The 26,889-nt window shown below is 36.3% G+C and carries 22 protein-coding genes and 1 pseudogene; 3 read left to right on the top strand and 20 right to left on the bottom strand.

What is annotated here, in order from left to right; all coding sequences use genetic code 11:
- Window positions 1-21: 21 nt before the first annotated feature.
- Genes IGI79_RS01820 through IGI79_RS01805 form a run of 4 tightly spaced genes read right to left on the bottom strand, consistent with a single transcriptional unit; the run spans window position 22 to window position 2,506 of the window.
- Window positions 22-267, bottom strand: a complete 246-nt coding sequence (locus tag IGI79_RS01820) for a hypothetical protein (RefSeq protein ID WP_074800527.1) — start codon at window positions 265-267, stop codon at window positions 22-24.
- 29 nt (window positions 268-296) lie between these two features.
- Window positions 297-1,688 carry a PTS galactitol transporter subunit IIC gene (locus IGI79_RS01815; RefSeq protein WP_104776221.1) on the bottom strand — a complete coding sequence of 464 codons (1,392 nt, stop codon included), beginning with the start codon at window positions 1,686-1,688 and terminating at the stop codon, window positions 297-299.
- Between the two features lie 36 nt (window positions 1,689-1,724).
- Window positions 1,725-2,024 (bottom strand): PTS sugar transporter subunit IIB, encoded by a 300-nt coding sequence (locus IGI79_RS01810; protein ID WP_071866568.1) that lies wholly within the window; start codon window positions 2,022-2,024, stop codon window positions 1,725-1,727.
- A 20-nt stretch (window positions 2,025-2,044) separates the two neighbouring features.
- Window positions 2,045-2,506 carry a PTS sugar transporter subunit IIA gene (locus tag IGI79_RS01805; RefSeq protein WP_438845636.1) on the bottom strand — a complete coding sequence of 154 codons (462 nt, stop codon included), beginning with the start codon at window positions 2,504-2,506 and terminating at the stop codon, window positions 2,045-2,047.
- A gap of 279 nt (window positions 2,507-2,785) precedes the next feature.
- Between IGI79_RS01805 and IGI79_RS01800 the strand changes: the two genes are divergently transcribed.
- Entirely contained in the window at window positions 2,786-3,544 is a 759-nt protein-coding gene (locus IGI79_RS01800) for a DeoR/GlpR family DNA-binding transcription regulator (RefSeq protein ID WP_071866566.1), read from the top strand.
- Entirely contained in the window at window positions 3,544-4,500 is a 957-nt protein-coding gene (locus IGI79_RS01795; protein ID WP_438845635.1) for a 1-phosphofructokinase family hexose kinase, read from the top strand. Before IGI79_RS01800 ends, IGI79_RS01795 begins: the two co-directional genes overlap by 1 nt.
- A gap of 1,227 nt (window positions 4,501-5,727) precedes the next feature.
- Here the strand turns inward: IGI79_RS01795 and IGI79_RS01790 are convergent.
- Together IGI79_RS01790 and IGI79_RS01785 are read right to left on the bottom strand one after the other, a co-directional pair.
- Window positions 5,728-6,189 (bottom strand): hypothetical protein, encoded by a 462-nt coding sequence (locus tag IGI79_RS01790; protein WP_146095556.1) that lies wholly within the window; start codon window positions 6,187-6,189, stop codon window positions 5,728-5,730.
- A 905-nt stretch (window positions 6,190-7,094) separates the two neighbouring features.
- Window positions 7,095-8,180 carry a hypothetical protein gene (locus tag IGI79_RS01785; protein ID WP_438845634.1) on the bottom strand — a complete coding sequence of 362 codons (1,086 nt, stop codon included), beginning with the start codon at window positions 8,178-8,180 and terminating at the stop codon, window positions 7,095-7,097.
- 459 nt (window positions 8,181-8,639) lie between these two features.
- On the opposite strand from IGI79_RS01785, the pseudogene IGI79_RS01780 reads away from it, so the two are divergent.
- A pseudogene (locus IGI79_RS01780) lies at window positions 8,640-9,274 on the top strand (recombinase family protein).
- Between the two features lie 69 nt (window positions 9,275-9,343).
- Here IGI79_RS01780 and IGI79_RS01775 read toward each other — a convergent pair.
- The 14 genes from IGI79_RS01775 to IGI79_RS01710 all read right to left on the bottom strand — a co-directional run bounded on the left by IGI79_RS01775 (window position 9,344) and on the right by IGI79_RS01710 (window position 26,887).
- Window positions 9,344-9,697, bottom strand: coding sequence for a DUF7006 family protein (locus IGI79_RS01775; RefSeq protein WP_071866604.1), 354 nt, complete (start codon window positions 9,695-9,697; stop codon window positions 9,344-9,346).
- 17 nt (window positions 9,698-9,714) lie between these two features.
- On the bottom strand, window positions 9,715-11,193 hold the full coding sequence (locus tag IGI79_RS01770) for a helix-turn-helix domain-containing protein (protein WP_115357200.1): 1,479 nt from the start codon (window positions 11,191-11,193) through the stop codon (window positions 9,715-9,717).
- Window positions 11,194-11,242: 49 nt separating this feature from the next.
- The gene (locus tag IGI79_RS01765; RefSeq protein WP_108146381.1) at window positions 11,243-12,526 is read right to left on the bottom strand and encodes a helix-turn-helix domain-containing protein; all 1,284 of its coding nucleotides are present in this window, start codon (window positions 12,524-12,526) and stop codon (window positions 11,243-11,245) included.
- Window positions 12,527-12,587: 61 nt separating this feature from the next.
- Entirely contained in the window at window positions 12,588-15,590 is a 3,003-nt protein-coding gene (locus IGI79_RS01760) for a WxL domain-containing protein (RefSeq protein ID WP_438845633.1), read from the bottom strand.
- On the bottom strand, window positions 15,574-16,635 hold the full coding sequence (locus IGI79_RS01755) for a DUF916 and DUF3324 domain-containing protein (RefSeq protein WP_195273666.1): 1,062 nt from the start codon (window positions 16,633-16,635) through the stop codon (window positions 15,574-15,576). The genes IGI79_RS01760 and IGI79_RS01755 overlap by 17 nt, the downstream gene beginning before the upstream one ends.
- A gap of 90 nt (window positions 16,636-16,725) precedes the next feature.
- Window positions 16,726-17,532, bottom strand: a complete 807-nt coding sequence (locus IGI79_RS01750; protein WP_195273668.1) for a WxL domain-containing protein — start codon at window positions 17,530-17,532, stop codon at window positions 16,726-16,728.
- 24 nt (window positions 17,533-17,556) lie between these two features.
- The gene (locus IGI79_RS01745) at window positions 17,557-17,865 is read right to left on the bottom strand and encodes an LPXTG cell wall anchor domain-containing protein (protein ID WP_438845632.1); all 309 of its coding nucleotides are present in this window, start codon (window positions 17,863-17,865) and stop codon (window positions 17,557-17,559) included.
- Between the two features lie 494 nt (window positions 17,866-18,359).
- Window positions 18,360-19,679 (bottom strand): IS4 family transposase, encoded by a 1,320-nt coding sequence (locus IGI79_RS01740; protein WP_347082699.1) that lies wholly within the window; start codon window positions 19,677-19,679, stop codon window positions 18,360-18,362.
- Window positions 19,680-20,014: 335 nt separating this feature from the next.
- Window positions 20,015-20,503, bottom strand: a complete 489-nt coding sequence (locus tag IGI79_RS01735) for a hypothetical protein (protein WP_074802098.1) — start codon at window positions 20,501-20,503, stop codon at window positions 20,015-20,017.
- A 177-nt stretch (window positions 20,504-20,680) separates the two neighbouring features.
- On the bottom strand, window positions 20,681-22,666 hold the full coding sequence (locus IGI79_RS01730) for a BspA family leucine-rich repeat surface protein (RefSeq protein ID WP_438845631.1): 1,986 nt from the start codon (window positions 22,664-22,666) through the stop codon (window positions 20,681-20,683).
- Between the two features lie 1,102 nt (window positions 22,667-23,768).
- The gene (locus tag IGI79_RS01725; protein WP_195273674.1) at window positions 23,769-25,079 is read right to left on the bottom strand and encodes an NCS2 family permease; all 1,311 of its coding nucleotides are present in this window, start codon (window positions 25,077-25,079) and stop codon (window positions 23,769-23,771) included.
- Window positions 25,080-25,305: 226 nt separating this feature from the next.
- Window positions 25,306-25,566 carry a hypothetical protein gene (locus tag IGI79_RS01720; RefSeq protein ID WP_019724093.1) on the bottom strand — a complete coding sequence of 87 codons (261 nt, stop codon included), beginning with the start codon at window positions 25,564-25,566 and terminating at the stop codon, window positions 25,306-25,308.
- Complete coding sequence (locus IGI79_RS01715) at window positions 25,547-25,957, bottom strand: glyoxalase/bleomycin resistance protein/dioxygenase (RefSeq protein ID WP_023519027.1); 411 nt, start codon at window positions 25,955-25,957, stop codon at window positions 25,547-25,549. The genes IGI79_RS01720 and IGI79_RS01715 overlap by 20 nt, the downstream gene beginning before the upstream one ends.
- Window positions 25,958-26,176: 219 nt before the next feature.
- On the bottom strand, window positions 26,177-26,887 hold the full coding sequence (locus IGI79_RS01710; protein WP_195273676.1) for a B3/B4 domain-containing protein: 711 nt from the start codon (window positions 26,885-26,887) through the stop codon (window positions 26,177-26,179).
- Window positions 26,888-26,889 lie beyond the last annotated feature (2 nt).

Here is a 26,889-nt window from a genome sequence, read left to right as displayed (position 1 = left end):
TCAAGACCACCTTTTTTATTTTTAAAGCGTTTTGTTACGTATGATTGTTTGTACAGCTGCTCTTATTTTGGATGCTTCTTCATCCTGTTTCTTTTTCCGTTCATCGTATTCTTTGAAAAGTACTGGATTGCCATATTTATATACACAGACTGCTAGACCAATAGCTACGACATTAAATAGGTACTGTTGTGTCACCAAAGCTAAGAGATAGCAGCCAATTGCTAGTAAAAGAAGCAGTTGCCATTTTATTTTTTCGCTCTTTCCCATTTTTGCCGCCCCTTTACTTTTTGAAAATTTTAGCCATTCGTCGCACGTACTTGCGTAGATTGTGTACCTTGTTCTTCGTATCTTTGACTTGGCACCTTTACCTTGCTCATATATTTATACAACCAAACAAACATTGCGATAAACAGAACTGACCCGATGATACCCAAGATATTTCCTTTAAACGCTTCTGCAAACAAGATTCGAAATTCCGGTCCTTCGATCGAAGACCAGGTAATTTGTTGGCCTTTTTGTATTCCTTCAACTGCACCGGTTCGATCTGCTAAGCCCGTTAAGATTGGAGTTAAATAAGTGGCTGCATACAGATAAATTGGCATCGAAATGACCCCCATGATCAGCATACGAACCAAATTTCCGCCTGTGAGTAATAAACCACCTACTGCGATCGAATAGTTGATAATTCCCGCTAAAGGTAAAACAGCATTTCCCGGTAGAACGATTGCATAACCAATAAAGACTGGTACTAATAAGATCGCGGCGACCCAAATCTCAGTGCGACCAGCTAAGATAGGCCAATCTAACCCAATGTAAATTTCCCGGTCTTTAAACCGTTTTTTCATCATTTCCGACATTGCATCGGCAAGTGGTGAAAGAGACTGCATAAACATTTTTGAGATCATTGGGAATAAGGCCATTGCTGTAGCGATTTGAATAGCTAAATTTAATGAACCCGAAACCCCATAAGCTGCGGCCAACCCTAAACCCAAGCCGATGAGAAATCCCATCACCGAGTTTTCAGAGAAGATACCGATTTTCTTTTTTAATGCTTTTGTATCGGCGCGCCGGTTAAAGAAAGGAATTTTATCCATGATCACATTGATTGGTAATAAGAGTACTGCTGAAATATTCATTAAGTGTGTTACGGTTACTAAAGGGATACCTGTCAAATCCTCAATATGGCGTTGGAACATATCTCCCATCTTAAGTTCCAATATGACCTGGATGATGGCAGTAACAAACCCAGCCAGTAAACTACCACTGACAAAGTAGACAAGATAGGCCGTTAGTGCTTTGCCCCACACATTCCACATATCGACATTGAGCGTCTTTGTCCAGTTAAAAATCAACATAATAAAATTCACACCGAGAACAACTGCGAAGAAAATAAATGCATAGGACCATGACCAGGTGATACTCGCCGCTCCAGTCCATCCTAGATCTAGCGCCGGCAAATTCAAGCCCGTATTTTTTGCCAATGCTTCAGATGCTGGACTAACTGCGTTTGACATAAAACCAATGACCATCGACATCCCTGTAAAAGCAATGCCTAACGTAATCGCGGACATAAATGCTTTTTTGAATTTCATACCCGCAATCAAACCTAGGAGCAAAATGATTAGTGGTACAAAAATGGCGGAACCCAAATCTAGAATATAATTGATAACATCTTGAAATAGTTGCATTTTTTTCACTTCTTTCTTTTGATAAGATTTTTTGTGCTAGGCAATCAATTCCTTGATCTCATCATAAATAGCATCCATACCCATGCCCGTCAGAAACGGAATTCCGGCAAAAACATGTACTCCTAACTCTTCTGCTTTTTCCAATACTTCATCATCTGGCTGTGCAACGTAAACATAAATCCCTGTCAATGGCAATTCATTTTGGATAGACTTATAATCCACTGCTTCAACGGGGAAATCGATCCCATCGTCTTCAAGCATCCCAGCGATTTTACTTGCGATCGTTTGACTTGTTGCTACACCACTCCCACATGCTACGATTAATCTTTTTTTCATCTTAAAATCCTCCCCAAAATTCATTTTATATTCTGCGTTACCAATTGATAGATTACTTGTGCCTCTCGCGCTTCAATGAATGCCTTTACAAATTTTCCATCCATAAACAATGCCATTAACGATTGTAATAAGCCGACTTGTTCTTTTGGTTCTTTGATTCCTAAAAAAAAGAGATTCCTTACCAGCATTTCTTGACTATCTCCCATTTGCTTTATCTTCACCTCAGTACTTAGACGTACAATAGCAATAAAAGGCTTTTCGACATACGCTGGTTCTGAATGAGGTAAGCCAATGTTTAAATACTGCGTAATCAGCCCAGTTGGAAAAACTTGTTCTCTTGCTATTAATCCCTTTAAATAATTTTTATTAACAAAAGCTTCTTTCTGTAGTCGTTTCGCTACTTCTCCAAATAGATCTTCCAAATTGTCTCCTTCCAAATCGAGAAAAATGAGCCTTTCATCAAACATACTCGTGTAGTCCACCTATTCTTCCTCCTCGTTCAACTTACATGATAAAAAATGTTAATGTTTGTTAAGATGTGTTTCATAATGTAAATATACAATAGTATTTATCCGTTGTCAACGCTTTCTTTTTGTCATTTTTTCTAAATGCCGGCTCTTTTCTGCAATAAAAATTAACAAACTTTAACACATCAAAACATTTATCCTTGCTTTTTCTGAGTGTAAATGCTATTAATTAATGTATAAAGAAAGTTGAAAAAATTAACTTGAAAGATCGTTAATCCAACCAGAGGTGAAACTATGTTAAAGAAAGAACGACAAGAAAAAATTTTAGCGTTAGTGAATCAGCATGACTACTTATCCATTGCAGAAATAGCTAAAACATTAGACGTTTCCGGTATGACTATTCGTAGAGATATTACAGAGTTAGCAGATCAATCTTTATTGGTAAAAATTTATGGCGGCGCGCAAAAACTAGAAAAAATCGAGCATGAGCTTTCTACCCAAGAAAAAATCGATACAAATGTTCTTCAAAAAAAATTCATCGGAAAAGTCATGAACAGTATCATTTCAGATAACGACACTATTTATATTGGTGCCGGAACAACGACGCTCCATGCTTTACCTGAACTAAAAAAAGCAAACTTATTCGTGATCACAAATAGTTTGCTCGCCTTTAATTACTTAATTTACAATACAAATTATCGTGTACTGTTGACAGGTGGGGAATTTTCCCGCACAACGGAAGAATTTTATGGAGAAACCGCAGAAAAAAGTTTTGAAAATTTAAATATCGATTTCGCTTTTGCTGCTACAAATGGGATCTTCGAAAACAATATCACCACTGCGAATCTTGTTGAAGGTTCGATCCAACAAGTTGCTTTCGAACATTCCCGCAAAAAATGCATCGTTGCAGATAGCTCTAAATTTAATCGTTCCGACGTTTACACCTTTTACTCCCTATCTGATGTCGACTATTTAATTACTGATAATAAACTTTCTGAGACTACTTATGAGCATTATCGTTCCTTTACGGAAATCCTTAAGGAGGAAAAATAATGATTTTAACGATTACAATGAACCCTTCGATGGACTACACCTATCTTTTGCCCTCACTACAATTGGATCAAGTGAATCGGGTGGATAACCCGCATATATCAATTGGGGGAAAAGGCATCAACGCTGGCAGAGTCATCGCACAGTCGGGAGAAGAAGTTTTATTAACCGGTATTTTGGGAGGAAATGTTGGCAAATCGATTCTTGATTCTTTACTAGCTGAAGAACATTATTTATTAGATTTTCTCACTATCAATGGAAATTCTCGCAATGCGATTACGATCATGCATGACGGAAACACCCATACAGAGCTGGTAGAAAAAGGGCTTTACTTATCTGATGAAGATGAGCAACTTTTTTATCATCATCTCTCCATGTTAATTGAGCAACATCCGATTACCGTCGTCTGTATTTCTGGCTCAGTAAACTCTGCGAATGGTCACTTTCACGCTCAATTGCTTCAATTTATCCGTAAAGCATTAGGTAAACAGATACCGATTCTAATGGATATATCTGGCGAACAACTAAAAAATTGTTTAGCCCAAACCAATGCTCGTCCGAATTTTGTTAAACCAAATCAGCATGAATTAGAAGAGCTGATTGGACGAAAATTATGTTCATCTCAAGAAATTTTTACTGTGCTAGAGAGCACTCTTTTCGAGGGGATCGACACCGTTATGGTTTCCCAAGGTGGCGATGGGGCAATCGTTAAGTACCACTCCACTTTTTTTAAGATTGAGATTCCTAAAATTGCTATTGTAAATACAACAGGTTGTGGCGATTCAACAGTTGGTGGAATGGCCGTAGCATTGAATAAACAGTATCCAATTGAACAAGCATTGTCCTATTCGATGGCATGTGGCATGTCTAATGCGCTCTCGAAAACAAACGGTACGATCGACGCCGCGCAAGTCGCTGAATTCATCAAAAAGATCCACCTTTTCAAGATCAAAGAATAAATCGCTACATATTCTCTGTTCCCTTGACTGTTCAAAAAATTCTTTGATACAAATAAAAAAAGCCCTGGATAAGTACAACTGATTTCTCCAGTTTTTCGGCTCTATAATTTATGGAACAGAATAATCAATTCTGATTCATAAATTATAGAGCCGAAAAAAGCCAGACAATTGTCTGACTATAACAAACCTACTTATTTTTTTCGTTTAGCAATTGGAAGTCTTGATCAATGAATTGATAACAATTTTCACAATGATATTTTTTCGTTTAAATATTGAGCTGAATCAGTTCACCACAAGCATAATCGAACGATACAGCCGTTCTTCGTTCTAATACTTATAATGGACGTCCCCAAAAAGTATAGCTTAATTGTTGTTCTTTCATTTAATTCTTTCCTCCTTAAAAATATATTTATTCGTAGCTGGTATGATGACTCATTTAGCCAATGATACCTCTTAACGTGTGAATCTGACCTTAGAATACTCGTATGAACACGTTTTTTATATAATAGTTCTCTCTTTTGCTAAATAAATATCACTATCAATTTTATAACATAAAACAAAATACTGAAGGAGTGTACAAGAGACGTACATAACTAAAATCCCTCTATATTTTCTCACGAGTTTAAAGAAACCTTCTTTCAAAATAAAAATTGTCTACCGAAACTCTTACGGTAGACAAAATTAGTAATTTATTCTTCGACTCGCTTATATCCGTATCCCTCATACAGTTGGATAACAGATTCTACGGAATAAGTCGAATCGTTAGTATCTGTGATAGATACTAGGTCAGCAACGTTAACTTTATTTTCTTCATCAAGAAATAAGTCTGAGTAGCCAATTATAGCAGTAAATTCAGAATTCAACTTGTTCTCAGTTCCACCGTAATACCTCTTTACGCTGACAATCTTTATCAGATTTCCATTGTTTGTTGCAGAATGAAAACTAAACTGTGAGTCAGTGCTATTTCTAGCAAATTGTCGATAAGATAGGCCCTCCTCTTTTATCTCAAATCGAGATCCGTAAGATTTTTCCGGGCTCCAATCTTTATATGATCTATTCACTTCTTCATCGATCATACGTTAATATCGTATAAATTAACAATATCAGTAGCTTTTTCGGCAACTTCATCTAATCCTTTAACTTCAAAACTAGGATCAAAAGTATCATCTAAAAGATAACTTCTATCTGCCAAACGATTCTCTAAATCTTCTGATATATCAATTTTTGCTAGATCCCATTCTTAAATTTCCCATCATCAACTAAAGTAAATTGAATATAACGTAAATCGTCCGGAAGAGTATTATCAATTGTTGCAGTGCCAAGTCCACTAACACCGTTAAAGTTAACAACTAAATATTTTTCAACCTCTCCTGTTATTAACTTCTTTGGTTCATCAAGACCTTTAATAACTATTTCTTTATCCCTACCGACTAAATTTTTAACTTTTGAAGAATCAACTTCAAGTGTTAATTTAGCACTATCTCCATTGGATAACTCTGAATTTTTATCTAAATTTATACCTAACATTTCTTCAAGTTGTTTATCATCATAATAGGCGTTGTTACTTTCAAAGGTTAACTCCTTATCATTCTCAACCAAATAATTACGAAGACGTTCATGATCAACAAAATAACTAGCAGTTCCTCTGGTATCTAACCCCTTAAAATTGACATCAACAAAGTCTATCATCTCGATATTCCCTTGCCCACAACCCGACAATAGAACCACACTAATAACACTACCTAAAAACAAAAAATTTTTTCATCACTAACTCCTCACAATTTTCGTAAAAATAACAATATTTGAAAATATTACTTATTTTATGAGATTTTACTATAATTATATCATAAGGATTTAACACTATAGGAAAGATATTAAAGCTGTTGCTGTTGCTTTTTAGGATCAATACTTGGAGGATCTAGAATATAGAAACAAAAATAAACGGTAAGGGTAAACAATAAACATTATAAACTTTTTAACTTTCAGTTTTGAGTAAACTCAATTATACTCACACAATATCTTCCTGCGATTTACACAAATTTACACCTTATTCATTCACTAATTCTTGATTGAATAACTAGATTTCAGACCATCTAAACTCTTTTCCAAATAGAAAAAGCCATTCTTATTGCTGAAAATATCGATCGAATTGATTATCTGGAATGTTTTCTTGATCCAGATATTACTTCTCTTTTAAGTGGAGGATACAAAGCAACGGGCAAAAAAATATATGAGAATTCTTTAATGGACTTGTAGAGACATAAAAAAATTTTGGTATATTTTTGATTTCTCAATAGAGTACAACAAATTTAAAGGTGACTTATTTCAACCTCTTGATATATTATTCTCGTACATTATGATTTTTTACCGAAGAATTTCTAACTGATCCTCTGGAGACGTTTGGCTCTATAAACATTGACATAGTTAAAGCTTTCTCTTTAATGTTATTAAAATTCCTACTTATTTTTTCTTTATCTTTTTCTACATTTTTTCTAATATCGTTAACGTTTAATCGTATCACCGATATTTCTTCCTTAGTCAAATGATTGACTCGAACTTTCTTTCCTTCTAATTTTATAAACTTTTTAAATCTACTAAAAAGACTCTTTTTTTTTATTGTTATCATTGAGTGATACTTCAATCTTATAAGAAGCTACTCTTTTAAATTCTGGAATGCTATTAGTGAAATGTTTATTTAATATTTTACCATTTTCTATCTTCCTCATAACTTTAATGTCTTCTGGATAGTTTTTCCTATCATCTTTTAAATAACAATACATTTTATATTGATCTCTTAAATAGTTGCTGATATCAGTTCCATACCCCATTTTTTCTAACCGGAAACAAGCAACTTCTGTAAGAATACCGTTTAAAGAATCCGTTCTACCTTGTTTATCAGTCGCAAAGATCAGCTGCCCTGGAGAACTTTTTTCTGAGAGTACTCTTTTTAGTGAAGCTACTACCTCTTTCATTAAACAGTTCCCTTGTATATATTGGCTTGATGTAACATTGCGTCCATAATGCTCGCTCTTTGCTATTTTACTAAGAAAGTGTAACGGTTGATATTTTATATCAGAAGGTTTAAATCCTCTATCTGTAAACCCACTTGCAATAGCTTTAGCCATTGAATTAATTCCATCAGGAGTATTATCTATTTTATAGAAATAATTGCTTACAATATAATTTCTTCCATAATTATCGAGAATTTCATTTGCTTTTTCAAGACGTTCAGGAGGAGAAACACCCGCTTTGTCAAATATTTCCACTTGAATTTTTTCATCTTTTTTTTTTATGATGCATGACACTTCATGCGCTCCAGTTCCAGTTCTAAAACCAGTTGGCACTACTAAGAAACTATCATCATTATGATTGATAAGTTGTTCAGTATAATGAGATAAAAGAGTAGCATTTTGGGAAGCATAATAGCTTCGATCTAAAGAAGACTTTATTAAATCAATATTACGATGTTGAAGTTCTTCTGGGTAAGATTCAATAACCTGTTTTACGAGTGGAAATATTTCTTTTTGAACATCTAATTTATCTAACGTATTTCCTTTAAAATTAAAATTTTGAAGGAATAATTCACATATATCTTTACCATACCTTTTACTCTTCATGTACTCAGTTCTTTTTTTATCGATTTCTGCGATTAATTTTTTTTCTTCTTTCTTACTAATCATTATGTTTCCCCCTGGCGAATCTTCTTAAGCATGGAAGATTTTATACTAACACTTCACTAACTTATCTAAAATTAATACAACGATTTTAACCATAGGTACACAGCAAATTATTTAATTTATAAAATGAGATAATACATTATTGATTTTGTTTCTAAATTGACCATATCTTCTACTTAAGTTTCATTATCAATATGTTTAAACTTTCTCTCTGTTTTCATTCAACTAAATTATTTGGTAGTTAACTTAGTCCTTTAATATAATAATCAGCTAATCTGTGATTTTTTTGTTTAATACCTTGGGTGCCAATTACTATATTCTCGTTCTTTCAATAAAGTATAGTATATCTAACACAGAAAAATGTAATCCTTCTTTTTCATAGACACATGAAAAAACTTTCATTGGTGTAGATGATGAATTATTAGGGTGTATTTTAAATAGTTCGGGAAAGTAGGTGAAAAATTGAAAGTTGCATACATTCGTGTCTCTTCCCTTGATCAAAATGAACAACGCCAAATTGAAGAAATGAAACAATTTGGAGCAGAAAAAATTTTTATTGAGAAACAATCAGGAGCCACAATTTCAGAAAGACCAGCTTTTCAAAAAGCTTTAGATTTTGTACGTGAACAAGATACTTTTATTGAGAGGCTATTGATCGATTAGGAAGAGATTATAATGAAATTATTGCTTCAGTTAATTACCTAAAAAATAATAACATCCGACTGATCATTACTAGTCTACCTATCATGGCTGAATCAATTGGTAATCCTCTCCTAGATAAGTTCATTAAGGATTTAATCATTCAGATTCTTGCCATGATTGCCGAGCAGGAACGTACAGAATCTAAATGACGTCAGGCACAAGGAATTAAGATTGCTAAAGCGAATGGTGTTTATAAAGGACGCCCTAAGCTATACAGCGCAGACACAAAAGATCCTCAACGTCGCCTTGTTTATAAAAGCATCGTTGAGGATCTGAATAAGGGTGTTGCTATTTCAACAATTTCAAAAAACTACAATATTACTAGACAAACAGTTTATAGAATTAAACATGAAATCAACAATAAGAATGACTATATAAAAACAAATAATCATTAACCAATGAAAAAATTCTTACCAAAATAAGAGTCTACGCATTTAAGTTACTCCAATCAGGCCATCGATCTATTATACTACATTGAAAATCATGGAGTGATTCGGTTCCTTACTGCGATCGTACCCACATAATTCTTTGAAGTAGGTGAGATAGTCACTTTCAACGATTCTAAGTATTTCTTTCACATCTAGAAAATTATCAAAGTTGAGCAAATCTGCTAATAGCCTCATCTTGGCATCGATTCCTAAGATCTCCGGAAATATTTCCCAAAAATTTTCCTGACAGATCTGACTCACTAAGGTCTCCAATTGTTGGATCTGGGTGTTTAAATAGACCTTTAGGTCTTCACTTGCTCGCTTTTCAGCCTCTTCAAAGATACTTTTAAAGCCCTCCAGATACGCTTTTTTTGTAAAAAATGTCGTCATTTTTTTCATTCCTTCTTTTAAAATGTTTCCTGATCGATCAGTGGATTCAACTGATGCTTGACTCTTGCCCAATCTTGCGCCGTAGGAATACTGCTCATAAGAATATGATCCGTGTCAAGAGCGAAATCCAAAAGATACGGTCGATAGTTCGTTACAATCAAATCAACATGCACATCATTTAAACGTTCCGGCGTCAATTCTTGAAGCTGCATAAACAACAGCTTATGATATTCTCCTAATAGTACACGTGCCTGCATTCGAATCGATTGAACTATTAAGTAGTCACCTTCTAATAAAAATAAAACTTTTTTGACCGGTTGGTAATAGTGGAACAATAAGTTCATATATGTCGTAAAACTCACCACGATATCTTCAAAATATTGGGCAGAAAAACTGAGTACTTGGGCGTGTTTTAAGAGGAATTGTTTATGGGCCTCATAAATCTGTTTATCGCTTTTCTTCACCATCCAATGGATTTCTTCTAGCTCTTTGTTCAACACCGGACCCACTGCTTCATTCATCAAACGCGAAATGAAAAAAGAGGTCATAAACTGTCCTAGAGTATTCGTATCCCACTGTTCAAAGAAAGGGTCAGAAAGGTAATCTGACACGATAAACTGAAGATCCTTCCAGTGGCTGAATCGTTGGTTAAAAGTTTGTTCTTGGTCCACACGATGAATCGTCCGTTTGGAAATAATCAATAAATGGATCCAAGCAAATTCTTCTTTTGGTAGATAAATCTCATATTCCTCTTTGATCCTTTCTTGTAAAGAATAAAGCAACTGAAAATCTTTTTCTTGATAAATGCTTGCTTTTAGCCATTCAGGTAAGGACACAAAATGGTTTTGATGGACTCGGACCATTGCGATATAAAGATGGTAATAAAAGGCTGAAATCGTGATTCCTGTACCCAATTCATACTTCCCCAATTTACCAGACAGTTCATTCAAGACCAACGTATGTAAGCTTTCTGGCGGACGGATTGTATACGGAGTCTGTTCACTGCTATAATAAAAATCAAAAAAGAACTTTCGGATATTGACTTCTTCCCCTAAAAAATTGACTGGATTAAAAGCCAATGTTAACTCATACTCAGCTAATACCGGTCGGATTCTTAAAAAAAACCTTCGTAAAGTACTCTCTGCGTAACTGTATTGGTGAGCTAAGTCAGCTATTGTAAAATCTTTTCCACAAAAAACATTTCCCACGATTTCAAATAGCACTTCGTTTTCCAACAGTTGTTCTTTTTTCTCTTGGTAGTCACTACGATTTCGTTCTTCAAAATGATACCCACTGTAATTCGAACGTAATTCGATGCTTGTACCAAAATATTTTTTGAATGTTTGAATATCTTTTATTAAGGTACGTTGTGAAATAGCTAGTTGTTCACTCAGCTCTCCAATCGTAAAACGCCGTTCTTGTTCCATCACACTTAACACCTGCATCCATCGCTTGACCTCTGCGCTGGTAATAAAAGCCATCTGAAACTCACGCAACTTTTTTCCTCCTCACTTTTTCAAATATTTATCTTTCCTGACCGTTAAATCATCTTGACTCAGAAAATACAGAGAGCACTTCAGCGATTTTCTCCTTGCTAGGTACGTAGGGAAGTTCAATCGTTGCACGAGCGTTTCTAGCTTGTGGTTGATTCACGATTTGTACATAGCGTACTAGTCCGAGCGGATTCATTTGGGCAGCTTCAACCGCCTGTAAGCCAGATTTTTTTAAAATCGTTTCAACTTCCTGTTTGATCCATCGTGTCAAAGCACGTGGGCCTACTAGCTGATAGGAAACATAAATCGTCTGGCTATATTTTTTCTTCTCGGCTAAAAAACGTTTCATGAGTACGTCTAAAGGAGACGGTTTCTCACGGCTTGCATACGGCACTTGTGCTGGTGCTTCAAGTGTAGGCAACTGGAAAAAGGCCTCCATTAAAAAGAGGAGTGTTTCGAAAAAACCATAAGTCAGACCTTCGGTCTCACGCATTGGTAACTCATACTCACTCACAGGTGAAAATGTGTGGATAAATACTTGTTGTGTCATAGGGTTCAGAAACTGGCGTTCATCTAATGAGAGGAGGAACAACGCGGCTTTTTCTGATCCTGGAAGAGCCACACTGACCTGTTGATCCAAAGCCTGGGTTAGAGTCGTCTGAACTTGTTTATATGCCACTTTTTCATGTAAGCAATGTCCCTGGTCAACCCGTTGCTTGGCTATTCGCAGCCATTGATTAAACAAAGTTTGGTCTAGGTGCCAAGGTCCTTCTCGAATCACCACTTTCTCCTGATATAGGTCCTGAATATGTTCTGAAAGAAACCTGGGATACAATGGTAAGGTGAAATAAAAATCATAAAGAAATTGGCGAATCCCCGCTTCTTCCCCCCATAGTTGATTGGTTTTAGATTCAATTTTTATCCCATAATAGTTCGTTAATAACGTTTGAAGCTGTCGTTTCATCCGTTGAAAGCTTGTACTCGAAACATCAAGATGTGCCACCCACTGTTGATTGTCTAAACACTTTCCCGCAGCCAACTGATCCACCAAGAGAAAAAGTTTCTCTTTATCCAGTAACGCTTGTTTCTCCTTATAATACCCTTTAGGGTTAAGAAAGGAAAAGTGATAGCCCTTCTCATCACCGATCAAATGGATCCTCTCACCAAAGTAGTCCTTGATCTCCTTTATGTCCTCAATAATCGTCCGTCGCCCAAAACCAGTTTGCTCAACTAAGGTGTGGGCGATAACGTGTTCCTCTTCTTCTAACGTTGCCAATAAGACCAACCAGCGTTTAGTCTTATCCGCCATGACTAAATGATCAAATAAAATGTGCATATTTTATCTCTCCTTTCTAAGAAGAAAAAGAAAAGAGCCGCAGCCCTTCTCTTTCTTGTGACTAATTGTCGGGAACTACACTTAGTTCCCAAGTGAGTGTTGTTTCATATGTGCTTGCTCTTGGATTCGCGGTTGGAGGGACTTCAAGTGCCACGCTTTCGCTTGCACTTTCACCGTCACCAAACCGATAGATCCAGGTACCTAACCCTTGGCCGTCAAGCGCGGTCAAAAGTTCAGTCTTTTCTCCTGGAATTAAGTTGACACCGCCTTGATTATACAACATCGGCTCTTCACTTCCGTGCATAGACTCCAATTGTTGGTTAGTTAAAAACAAACGTGCCCCTCTTAGTTCATTTTCCTGTAGATCCGTAAATTGACTGTTTTGCGTAACTGCTAATTGCCAGCCGTGACGTTCCTCTTCTGGCCGTCGATCACTGATCTGGATATAATTTGGTCGCTCTTCAGCCTCATTAACGGTTCCATCAGGATTTAACAAGCGTTGCGGTTGCGCATAATACCGCTTCGTTCTCGTAGAGATCGCTTGTTGACCAAATGTGAATTGAGAAGCAAAATCAATGCTTAATAAACCTTGTTCTTCTTCGAGCTCAGGTTTATTTTCTGGATCGACTTCAATTTCGGGATTCATCGGATCCTTAGGATTAGGTGGTCTTCTCGATTTTTCAACAATCGTACTTGCATTAGCAGATTTTCCATTTAGGTAGGCATAAGCCGTCACTTCGTTTCCTTCAGTGAATAGTGAATCTTTAGGTAACTCATATAAATAGTCTCCATTTTCATCAGTAGTCACATGATATTTATCGGTTTCCGAAAAATTTGGTGATGGAATTTCACCATCTGGTATTGCTGGATCACCAGAGAACCGTATTACACTGTGCGGAGAAGCCTTGCCGGTAATAGTATAAGAATTTACTTCCAATGCGTCTTCTGTTAGAGGGTCAATAGTTATCTCCACATCTGGTATTTTTTCAAAGAGTATTCTCTGAACGTTACGTGTAGTGAAAGCTTCATTGAAGCTAGTCATCGTCTCTTGAAAGATAGAAGAAACATTCGTGATTGTTGGATTTATCGTATTGTAACGAAGAATTAAATTAAAAATAGGGGTCCAAAAATAATCGGGTTCTTCTGTAAAATTATCTCTATTCCATTGCTTAACAGATTGGACATCGATATCTAGAAGACCTGTAGTTCCAGCGATACTAATCAGTCCATTAGAGGTAGATCCAGAAATAGGTGTCGTACGTTCTAAGTTCACTTTTTTGGCATCAGAGAATTCGAATGTTGAACCTGCTGAGGCAAAATTAAGTAAACTTTGACTGATTGACGTGCTATCACTTTTTATATCTAGAGACCCATCCTTGGCAATTTGGAAGTTTGCATTTCCAGCTACATGGACAATGTTTGATGTTGCACTGCCTCTTCCTGTGGCATTGATATTAAATTCCGCATTCTCGCCTACTAGTAAAGAACTCCCAGCAGCCATATAAACTAAATTTCTATCTATCGCATTTGAGTTATTGGTATGACCTGTTGACTCGATGTTTATTTTAGCACTATCTTCCAATTTTAACGTAGAGTTACTGCTACGCAAGGTTATCGCTGAATAACTTCTCTTATTGTCAATGTTAATAGTTGACCCTTCTTTCATGATCAGATCTCCATTGGCGATATCTATACTAGAACCTCTGCCATTCGCATTATCCCCAGTCCCCGTTCCATTAGATTCCATGTTGATTGTAGCATTTTGTTCTAATGTCAAATTAGCATTTAACCCGCCTAATCCTATAATAATATTCCCGCTATTGACAGTTGACAAATTAAGTTCTCCATCTTCCTTAATAGTTAAACTTCTAGTTTCTAAATTTACAGAATTTACCGTATTCACTCTCCAATCCGTACGGAATTTAGAGCTATAAGTTGCAGTAATATGATTGTTAACTGTTCCAGAAATATTAACATTCGTATAATAAGGAGCAATTAATTCGTTACCATACCCATTGATATTATTTAGAGTGATATTAGAAAGTGCATGTTGTGCTGAAGTGAGGTTTACTGTTTGAAAAAACCCCCACCAATTCCCTGAGTAGATATCCAAATCATTAAATGTAATATCCCATGGGGAATTGGCATTATGTGTTGCTGACCTTAAGCCCAATGAAACAGCCCCAAAATCGATTTGATGTCCATTGCCATTAATAGCTAATTTTCTAGAGATACTACTCCTCGTCAAATAAACGAACGTGGCTCCTCCAGTCACATTAGAATTGTTTCCAGTTACCATACCTGTTAAGCCAGTTAATGGCGTTGTAGGAACTTCAAAATCATCAGTAATTTCTATTGTAGATATAGATGGATTTGAAAAGGCTTCGATAAAATCAACCCATGAGCCTACGTTAATTAGATCATCACTATTCACTTCAACATCATTTGCTTCCTGATTTACCTCTTGGTTTGGTTCATTCAGTGTGGCGGCATCAGGTAGTTCTTCTTCTGAAGAAGAGGACTCTATTGTTTCCTCCTTTTTATCTTCACTCGATGAATCAGTTACTTTGTTTCCTTTATGTTCTTGGGATGATTCTTCACCAACTATCTCAAGCGTCATCGTTGCTTCTCCTAAAGTAATTGTATACATGCCTGTCTGCTCAAAAACCAAAGGAATACTAAATACTTTTTGTGGAACAGCCATTTTTATTTCTATTTGATTTTTTTCTAGGTCTTGTTTTACAGTGATTCCATGCGCTAACTCGTCATCTAGAACTGCTGTTTCTTCCGGTAAAGTTATTGCTGCTTCAGTAACTTTTTGATCTGCAATCATTACTAAAGTAAACACTTCTCCAATAGAGCAGGTTGCTTGAGTCTCTTGAAATGAGAAGATCGGTTTATCTTTAAGTTGTTCATGCTCATTAAAGGTCGTCGAAGAATCAATTGTAGTCGTATTTTCGATTGCCTGAACAGAGGTAGATAAACCAATTGTCAGTGGAAGTGTAACTAGCTGAGAACAAAGAAAAATGACACAAAATAAAGCGAGTTTATTTTTCCTTTTCATTGTCTTTCACCCTTTCACTCTTATTCTCTTTTCTTTTTTTTATTAACCACCAACCAGTAATAAGTAAAAGTACCGCAAACAAAACAAGTGTGGCTACTAGCCACCAATTGATACTTGAATCAATCATCACGTCTTCTCGATTTAACTTGCGAGCTTCATCGACTTCAATCGTAAATTCACGCGTCCATGACCATTCATTTTCCCCAGAAGTCGCTGTCAATTCTAGGACATAGTTCCCACTTCGAAAACGGTCGCCTTCTAAAGAAATCGGGAAGTTGAAATTAGAATTTGGGGCCATCTGCATCATTTCTTTCTCAGCCTTATAGAGCACCTCGTTCTCCCCTGCTCGTTTCACGGTAGCTTCCACCGCCAATTGATTGACAAAAGTGGGCGTAAAGTTTTGTAGCGTGGCACTGATCACATTGCGATAGTTCAATTGATCCGCAAACACATCTAATAGTTCCAACTCCGGTTGCACCGAGTCTCGGGTATTACTGACGACCACACCTACCACATGGGCAAATTCATTCTTGATTGCGACCCCTTCTCCTTCTGGAGCATCTCTATCTCCCTCTTCTTTTACTTCGGTGATCCTTAAACCGCCCGCTAAATACCCTTCAAAGGCGTCTTTAGGCATTTGAAGAGGAATTTCTATGACCTTTGTTTCATTTCCCGCTACAGTAATGACCTCCGAAGGAGTCATCAACTCATCCAAAGAGTAGGGTAAGGTTGGATCCACTTCTTTGGCGTCTTTTCCATACTCGACATTCCCCAAAGTATTCGTATAAGCCGTATGCGGTGTCACCTGAACGTTGATTGGTTCTGAACTGGAATTGCCGACTTCTAGTCGCAAAGTCTCTTTTTGCCCAGGTGAGAGCAATAACTCATAGTATCCTTTACTTTCATCCACTTGGCTCTCTGGAAAAAGAGGGGTAACGTACGTATTTAAACCAGCTTCTTCGGCCTGGACCGTCGGATGCGGCAAGAAAAAGAAGAGCACTATAAGCAACCACAGACTTTTTTGTATCGTTTGTTTGTGTATCATTTGTCATAATCCTTTCTAAAAAAGCAGCGTCACAGAAATCTGTAACGCTGCCAGTGACTAATAGAACATAGAAATAAGAATGGTTACTTCTTAAACCTCATCAGGTGCCTCATTATCTGGTGTTAGTTCTAATTCCCATGTCAATGTAGAGGTATACGTTACTGCATCTTTGGCAGTCGAGCCAGGAACAAACAATTGGATCGCCTTATTTTCGACGACATCTACCCCATCTTCCACTTGTTTTGCGAGCGCATCATGATCTCCCCAAACAATGGAAGAAGTTCCGCCACCCTTTCGGTTAGCAGCCGTCATGATCGGCACGGCATCTTCATTTGGAATCAACTCTAAACCACTTGCGTGAATCGTCGGTTCCTGATCTGCATCATTCACACTGTAACGAAGAGAAGGATCGAATAACGTGATTTGGGCGCCTTTTAACACACGATTTAGAGTATCAGTTTCTGTTTGAAATTCACTTAAACTCACGCTCAGTTCCCATCCTTCATTGGTGCCGCGGGTGTCTTGGACTTGCGCCATACTGACATAAGGAATCATGTTTTCTTCGCCTGTTGTTCCGGCTTTCTGTTGCATTTCCGCAATCATGTTGTAATGTTCATCAGCAGTTGAGATAACTTTAGTCCCAAAGTTCATTGTTGGAACTGTGGCAATAGTTAGTGGTCCTGTACCAGGAATTGGTGGAATCGTCACCTCTGGACCTTCAGGATCAGGTTCTACTACTGTGTCTTCAATATTTGGAGTGAAGGTGACTTGACCGGTCGTTGTTGTTTTACGTACTTCTTTTGATTCTGGGTCTGTCTCTTCAGCAAAGACTTGTACTCCTCCTGCGAAAATTGTTGTTGATAATGCGGCTACAGTTGCTAAACGAATAAATTTCATGCTTAAATTCCTGCTCTCTTTTAATTAATTTTTTTGTGTTGCTTTTCTTTTTTTATTCCCTACGACTAATAAAACGCCTGCCACTAAGAAACTTCCAATCCATAATCCGAGTGAACTACCGGTCATATTGGTTTTCGGCAAAGTTCCTCCTGGCTTTTGTGGGCTGGTGCTGGGAGGTGGATCTGGTGGTCCGATCGGTTCATAGGTACCTGTAAATCCAATAGATCCTTCTGACTCGACGGATCGGACCTGTGTACCATACACCTGCAGCGGAAATTGTATCGCTATTATTAGGGACATTAGACCAATCATAAGACCAATAGTTTTTCGCATCTTTCCTCCTCCTCTAAGATTTATCTCAAAAACGACTGTTTTTAATAATTTTTAGTGAAAAAAAAGTCTTATCTTCCAACCTTCTTTACAATCATTATCTTATAACAATTTATTTAATATTAAAAATCACAATTTTCACCTCATTATGCATATTTAGAAAATAAATCCTGAAAAGAAATAAGATCACGAATTCATCAGAATGAATGCGAGAGAATAATTAGCGTGCAAGAAAAATAACAGGTAAGGATCAACCACTTAAAGATTTTCGACCCTTACCTTTTATTTTTCTTGCTCAACTTCGATGTCATTTTCTAATTTAAGTGTTCAATAGCTAAATAGAAAGTCCAACAGGGCACACCCCAATGTCATTAAGTTAAGGCAAAAAAGTAAATAATAGTCTCAAGTATATCGCTTTTTTCTTATTAACTTGACCAATTTTATATTTTTAAGCAACACAAAAAAACGTCCTATATGGTATAGTCCGATTTATAATATTAGGCAATACGATATAAAAAACCAACAAATTTCTTTTTTGTTATATTTCTCTGGTCACTCCGATTCTGTCGTATGGGGAGGAGATATCTTCTTATCAAAATTTCTACATTGACGGTTTGATCAAGAAAAAATCTTTTACAAATGCCTATAGCTTGTGTGAAATTAAGCTGATAGAACTGCTTTAAAGGAGCTGATAACGCCACTACCTGAGCAATTTCCATTGAAAAGTTGTATATAATGAGACGAGCGTAAATTTCTTGAATAATAAACTCTAGTTTCTTTGAGTGGAATTGGTTTAAACCTAAGGCATATTTTAATTCTCTAAAGGAAGTTTCAATTCCCCAGCGTAAGTGATAAAGTACTTTTAAATCTTCGCTTTTAAAAGTGAAGGAATCAAGATTCGTGACTAAAGATTCATAACTATCCTCACTCAACTTAATCCGAACGACTCTGAGACTAACGGGATAGCTTTCTTTTGAATCGGATGGGAGATAATCAAAGCTGGCTTTTTTACGCACAAATTGATAGCTTTTGTCAGCTTTGATTTTATTGGTCTGTCTTCTTGTTAACCAAAGGTTAACCTCTTTATCAAATGTTCCTTTTTGAGGTAATCCAAGTCCTTTAAGAAAGCCATTACTTTTGGTATCTTTTACTCGAATTACGAATTTTTGACCACTTTTTCTAATATGTTCGTACACGTTAAATGACTCATGACCACGATCTGCAATAATAATTGTCGGCTTTTCAAAAGTAAACTCATCAACCATTTGACACAAACTGCTCCGTTCGTCTAGCTGTCTAATTTTTTGGAAGTTTACCGATGCATAGTATTTATTTAATGGGTCATATAAAGCATTGAGATGAAAAGATCCTACAGATTTATCAAACTTTCCGATGGTGTAATGGGATTCAGGATCGTTTTCATCATAAGGAATATTAATATCGGAGCCATCATGAGCCAATAGTTGGTACCCTTTATATTGCTTGTTTTGGTTACTTGAAGGAATGGTTCGGTAGAAGAGTTGTTTGAAAGCTTCAATCTTTATTTTACTTCGAGCCTGTACAAATGCGGAAGCAGTTGGCGTTTGAAGTGTAAAATCAAAGTAAGAGAGTAATTCACTAGAAAGACTTTGTCCACCGAAAGAGAGAATAATTTTGAGAGTGGTCTCAAAAGATAATTTTCTATTTCGTGAAAAATCAAGCGGAGATTGAGCAAAAATTTCAGGTTGATTTGTAATACAGCGAATTTGATCTTCTAAATTTTGTTTGATTTTATGAGCTGCTTGAAGTGTGGATGAAATGTTGATGGTATTAGACATAAGGGCACCTCCAGAATAAGTAGCGCTATGACGTTTTATTATTGTTAAAATAATTGTATCAAGAGAGTGTCCTTTTACATAGAAAAAATAAAGCAGGGAAACTTAAATGTTTTCCTGCTTTTTTCCTTAACTTAATGACATTGGGGCACACCCTGTTGGACTTTTTTGAACATCAAGAAACATACAATTTTTAATCTTTAGATACATTGAACATTTTATTTCCATATAAAGTAACCACAGCTAGTTTTTAATTGTCTGCATCATAAGTACAAAACAAACTTGATTGCCCGCATCTAAATATCCCCCCCACGTTACATTCCAAATATATTTCTTGATTAACCAATCACTTTGTCAGTCATCTCAGATGTAAATGTTAATATAGTAGAATAAGTACCAGCTTTAAATGTATTTGGCGAACCAAGGATACCTAGTTCTAACCTTGCTAGTTCTTCTGTTTGTCCAGCTGTATAGTCATAAGTTCTGAGAGTATTATTAACTGGTAGTGCATTTCCATCTAAAGTAACATAAGCATTTATAGTTGTTGTAGGATCAATGAATCTTTTAAGTTCAATTTCTCCTGCATCAATTAAACCATCAGTTAACGAAATTGAAACTAATTTCATTGGACTCAAATTGTGAGAAACAGAGTTGATTGTTAATGGCACAGATCCAAAATTATCTAAAACAACCTTAGAAGGTATTGAAATAACATACTCACTTCCAACCTCGTATTCCACTTCAGTTTGGTCATCTGCTTGTACGATGCCACTAAATAGACTTAAAGACGCTAGCACTGTAAATCCTGTAATAATTTTTTTAATCATAAATATTCTCCTTTTTTTCTGATTTGATTTTCGTTCTATTATAGTTTTTTACCTCTATTACAATTCTATAACCCCACTTTCCTTATCTGAATCCCTATAATTAATGCAATCAGATTACAAATAACAACCAAACAAAATGTATAAAGTATTTTTTTAGTTTCATTCATGTACTTACTCCTAATAAAAATCTATGGTGAAATTTAAAATCACTTCGTAGGTTCCTGCTAATTCTTTTTCTTCAGCTTGCTGAATGTATAAAGTATTTTCTTCCTTTTTTATACCTGCTACTTCTAATACATTAGTTGATTCAGGATATTCTTTTTCTTTAGTAATCTTCTTCTCAAGTATCCGTGTACTATCGTGTATATTTCTTAATGACACTTTTTCATCTGTTGAAATGATCAAAGTCTTTGCTTCCACATAATTTTCCGCAACTACCTTTAATTGATTAGTTTCGTTTAGATTTATAGTTGCTGGTATGCTCACGGTATAGGCTGGAGTATATTGTGCATACAATATGAGTGAGCTGGAGATAGGAGTTTTGAAATCATATGGATTTTCTCCATCTTTGTCTGTCGACCAATAGTCAAATATATATCCCTTCTTTTCTGGTACATCAGGAACAATCCAATTTTTACCGATAATACTTCTTTGACTATCAACTTCTGACCCTCCTATCGTATCAAATGTCAAGGTATGCAACTCTTCGATTCGATAGGTGTTGCTTACTCCATTTTTATTATGAAAAGCAACTAATTGATCACTATCTATTATTTCATCATTTGTGTCTGCCCATACGTATCCTCTACTAAGATCGGGCATATACATAAGGGTATTTAATGTTACTCTAGAACCAATCGTAATTTTGGTAGATAAGGTACCTTCAAAGAATTTATAAACTGAAACATTAGACGGTATAATCCAATTATCAATATTTAATTCTTTTAAATTCGTCATATTTCTAAATACATACTCTGCTTCTCGCAAATTGTTTGTCACAAAATGAGATAGATCTAATCTTTCAATGCTAGCTAATCCAGAAAAGCACGCAGAAATTTTTTCTACATTTGAAACATCAAATCCTTGTAAGTTCAAGTTTGTTAAACTAGTCATTGCTGAAAACATATACTCCATATTTTTAACGTTTTTCATTTGAAAGTTTGAAACATCTAATTCAGCAATATTAGACACATTTTGAAACATAAAACTCATATCAGTTGCTTTTTCAGTATTAAAGTTTGAAACATCCAGTTGAGTTCCTTTATAACCTATAAACATTGAACTAAAATTAGTAGTATTTTCAGTGTTGAATTTGCTTACATCTATTGAACTTATAGAATTACAGCCTTGAAACATTCCTGATAAATTTATTGCCTTACTCACATCGAAATTAGCTACGTCCAACTCTTTAACATTTCTACAAAATGCAAACATTTTACTAAAATTAATTGAATTAGTGGTTTTAAATTTAGAACAATCAATTTTTTCTAATTTCACACAATTTTCAAACATAGAAGCAAAACTTGTTGAACTACTAGTATCGAAACTAGATAAATCTATCGTTTCTAATCTTTCACAGTTATAAAACATCAAAGCAAAAGACTTTGCATTCCCTGTTTTTAATTTTTCCAATCCTTCGTCTGCTATTAAATTGCTACAGTTATAAAACATCGTACTAAATCTGTCACTATTGTTGGGCGGATCTATTTCGTCAGTAATAATGACTTTAGTTATTTGACTTCGCCAAGAGTACCATGCAGAAAAAGATCCTGACCATGTTCCTCCCCCACAGACAAGTACCCCATCTTCGTACAGAGTCCAAGTAAATCCAGTTCCATTTTGACCTGAAGCAATTACCTCTGCTTCTTTATTTTGTGTCTTTGTAACTTCTATTGAACTTTCTTTTACTTCTTCTTGATCTACTGATTCAGAAACTGTCGGATCATCAGACTCTTTTACTTCCTCCGAAGCTTCCTCTAACCCTGATTCAGCGTCTATCTCCACAGATGATTCAATATCCTCTAATTGATCATCTTGTATTTCATCAAGTACTTCACTATCAATTGTATCTTCAAATAAAACTTCATTTTCAACCGCATAACTTATATTGGCTGGAATACTTAATACCGCCAGAATCACTACTATTAATGTTTTCCTTTTCATCGTTCGCCTCCGTTTCAAATAAACCAACGCCTCAGAACAATTAATAATTTAACAAAATTAGATTCCCTTGAGGTTTACAAAAACGAAGCGAGTGTACATTTATTTCATTTTTTGTATGGCAAATCAAAGAAGCCCAACAAAGGTATACTTCGTTGGACTCACATTTACTAACTAAGAAACTATACTTGAATAATTTTCTAACAATGCAATAAAAGGGACATAAAATGATAATTATTTACCTATTATCAAAGCATGGTTATTATTATGATGAAATGTTAAAATGAGTAGTCGCCTATCCTACAGTCTTGCGACTGGGAGGAGGTGTTCACATGTTCTTAGCATTTTTCTGCCCCCTTCTTGTCGGCTTACTAGTAGCCACATACGAGTACTGGCTGAATACTCGTAACAAGAAGTAAAACAAATACGGCGACATTAGCCAAAAAGAAAAGCCCTAGAGTATCCTACTACTCTAGGGCTTCAGTGTTCACATGTTCTTTTTCTGCAAAACAATCATATCATGATTTGTTGTTTTATTCAAATGGTACCTCATTTATCTTTTTCCTTTGTATGTTCAATTTTTTTAGAACTATCTCTTCAACTAATCGTATAAACTTAAAATGTGGAATTGCTGCTACGTAATTAACAACGTTTTTATCAGTGTATTCAAAAGACCACATATATTTTAAACGATTGTTATCGTAAAGATCGATTAATTTCATGTCGTCATATTCTAGTCCTTATTTTTCAGCGGTTCGATTTGTTGGTGGGACAAAAATAAAATTCATTTTTTGTTTCATACCTTAAAACCAAATAAACAGTGTTTGCAAACTCGTCGAACCAGTGACCGGTCATCTAAAGGCTTACTTGGTGTGCCAATGTTTTCACTAACGTGGGCGAGTGATATCAAACTGGCGCTCATGGCACTAGATCTAAGGAAATTAGGGGAACACATGGATAAAAAGTGTGTATATGACTAAAAACGAGTCCAATTTTGACAAAAAAACATCAAAATCAGACTCGTTTTTTATTTTTGAGAAAGGACGACTGGACTGCCCCTCACTCTTTTAAAAGCGAATGAACACTCAAGTTCTACCTAAATCAATCAAACATTCAAGATCCACATGAATCCTATAAAGACAAAGAATAGCGCGTACATGATCGGTGAGACTTCTTTGCCACGTTTTGCTGCTAGCATGGTGATTGGATAAAAGATGAATCCTAATGCAATCCCATCTGAGATACTATAAGTCAACGGCATACCGATCAAGATCAAGAAAGCGGGAATCGCAATCTCCATTTTCCCCCATTCGATCTGACGTAACGATTGGGCCATCAACACACCAACTAAAATCAGCGCAGGTGCAGTTACTTGAGAAGTCACGACTGATAATAATGGTGAGAAAAACAACCCGAACAAGAATAAAATCCCTGTTGTGATTGCAGTTAATCCAGATCGTCCACCAACGGCGATCCCTGCGGATGACTCAACAAAAGCCCCAACGGGCGATGTACCTAACAATGAACCAGCTAACATCGCAGTAGAATCCGAAGCTAATGCTTTCCCAACACGTGGCATTTTGTTATCTTGCATGAAACCAGCTTGGTTTGCTAGACCAACCAATGTTCCAGCTGTATCAAAGAATGTCACTAACAAGAACGTCAAAACGACTACCCACATTTGTAAGCTATTGATATCACCAACGTGTTTCAATGCAACTAAGAAAGTGGGTTTCAAGCTAGGTGCTGCCGCAACAAGTTGTGAAGGCATAGGAATCAGTCCAGTGACTAGTCCTAGAAGTGTGGTAGCTACCATTCCGATAAAAATCCCTCCTGGTACACGACGAACTAACAATACCGCAGTAACGATCAAACCAAAAATCGTCAACCAAGTGGAACCGACACTCAATGAACCTAAGCCAACAAGCGTTGATTCATTTGCCACGATCAAGCCACCTTCACTCAAGCCTAGAAAGGCAATAAACAAACCAATCCCACCAGAAATCGCAAACTTCAAGTCTGTTGGAATGGCATCAATGATCATCTCACGTAATTTAAAAATGGTGATCAAAATAAAAATCAACGAAGCGACAAACACTCCTGCCAATGCTGTTTCCCATGGAATTCCCATACCTAAACAGACCGAGTAAGCAAAAAAGGCATTGATTCCTAGCGCAGGTGCTGTTCCAATCGGGTAGCGTGCAACGACCCCCATCAAAATACAGCCAATGGCACTGGCTAATGCTGTCGCAGTAAACACTGCCCCTTCATCCATCCCCGAAGCACCAAGCACTGTTGGATTGACAAATAAGATATATACCATAGAGATAAATGTCGTAAACCCAGCCAGTATCTCACGTTTCACCGTCGTATTCAGTGCGTCAATCTCGAAGTAGGAAAGTATCTTTTCCTTCATCGTTCATCCCCCTAAAACCGAACATTTATAAAAAAGTTCTTACTATATTAGATTTATTAATAAAACAACGTGTTTAATATTATCCCAAATATAGAAATAAGTAAACAAAAAATTCGGATTTAATCAAAAATCCGAACATTACTATTTACCTATTCCGCTTTCATTTAGAGAAGAGTATGTCGATTACTAATAAATAAAACTAAGTACACAATAGTTGAAGAAGCTTCTATCTATGGGTTTCTTTACCGATTCGCTTTTGTTCTTCCGCACGAAATTGCTGATTGTCGATTTGGCTGATCGGTAAATTACTCCCTTTTCCACGATAATCTAAAGAATTTAAACCACCGAAGCCTGTATCGACCATTTTATTCCATCCTTTGGCAGGATTTTTCCCAGATTTCAAATTCTTCATTCTCAATTTATCACTCTTTTTCATCCGTTGCTTTTTGAAATAATCTTCAAGTGTTTCAGTGATCGAGATTTTCATCTTCTGTCTCCCTTTCATCTACTTTTTCTGTCGATTCTAATTTTGCAATCACAAAAAAATTTCCTTCAGGATCGGAAAAGTTAAACGTCAACAAGCCATTATTCTCCAAAATTTCACCAGCTGTTTCGATTTGTTCGTAAAGTTCATCAAACTTATCTGTAAAGAAAATCATAGACGGTGGTGGACCTAACACTTCTGGTGAAAATCGTTCAACGAATGTCCGAGGAAAAATAGCCAACTCCAATTCTTGCGACATACGCAAGACAATGCTTTGATATTCCTCTGGCAATTCCAACGTTTCTACTATTTCTGCCTTCAATTGCTCAACGAAAAACCGACTGACTAACGCGACATCTTCGACATATAGCATGACACGAGATTTATGGATCATTTGACAACGCCTCCTCTAAATAAAAGCTTGTTTTCATTATAGCACGAAAGCGGAAACACACTTAGTGGAAGTCACTGCTATTAAGCACAAGATGATCGAGCGAACGTTGCTTATTTTCGTGTTAAGCGATCAAAAGACAAATCACCCGCAATCTTCAAGTTTGCTTTGTTTGAAGATTACGAGTGACTCCATCGTTTTGGTTATTTCCTACGTGTCTGGTCACAAAGTGATTTCTGGTTGTTCTTTCGTCACTGTTTGTCTAGTACTCGTTACACCAAATGTTCGTTCAATGTCTTCTTGTAAAGCAGTCATTGCTTTTCCGGCAACTTCTGCTTGTTGTGCGTTGACTGCCTCGATCACCAACACAGCGTTCGTCGTTTTTTCTGTTAACATAGTCCGTTGCGCTTCACGCCAGTTAAAGCAGCGACAAACTGCGCCTTCTTTATCATAATAAATGATTTCTTCTGGTAATGCGGGCGCATCTGCTTCTGCGCCTAATGGCAAGAAATTTTCTCCACCTTGGGCTTTACCCAAATGAAGATCCCCAACGATTGTGTCAAGATCTTCTCCGCCACAGGCTACGCCAAAGCGCAAAGAGATACTATTATAGATATCCACTAACGGACTGATTGGGAAAAATTCGCGACCTTGACTGGCTCTTTTTAGCAGTGCCTCGATCGATGAACGTGCGCCTTTTTTGGTCTTGAACTGGGTAAATGCTTGACGCCATTGTGCAATCACTTCATTTTGACTAAAAGGTTCTTCTGTTAAATAATTTCTTGCTTCTTTAGCAGCACGATTCAATTTGTCATAGTAATCGGCTTTGTTTTCATCAACGACTTCGTTATTGATCCCTTCTACCGTTAGGATCTCGATTTTTGCTTCTGGGAACACTTCCCAAAATGATGGATCTGCTACAAATTTTTTCATTC

It is taken from the genome of Enterococcus sp. AZ084 (assembly GCF_051714905.1).
GTDB classification, from domain to species: Bacteria; Bacillota; Bacilli; order Lactobacillales; family Enterococcaceae; genus Enterococcus_B; species Enterococcus_B pernyi.
The sequence above is the reverse complement of the archived record's forward strand: the minus strand, read 5'-3'. Positions and strand labels throughout refer to the sequence as shown.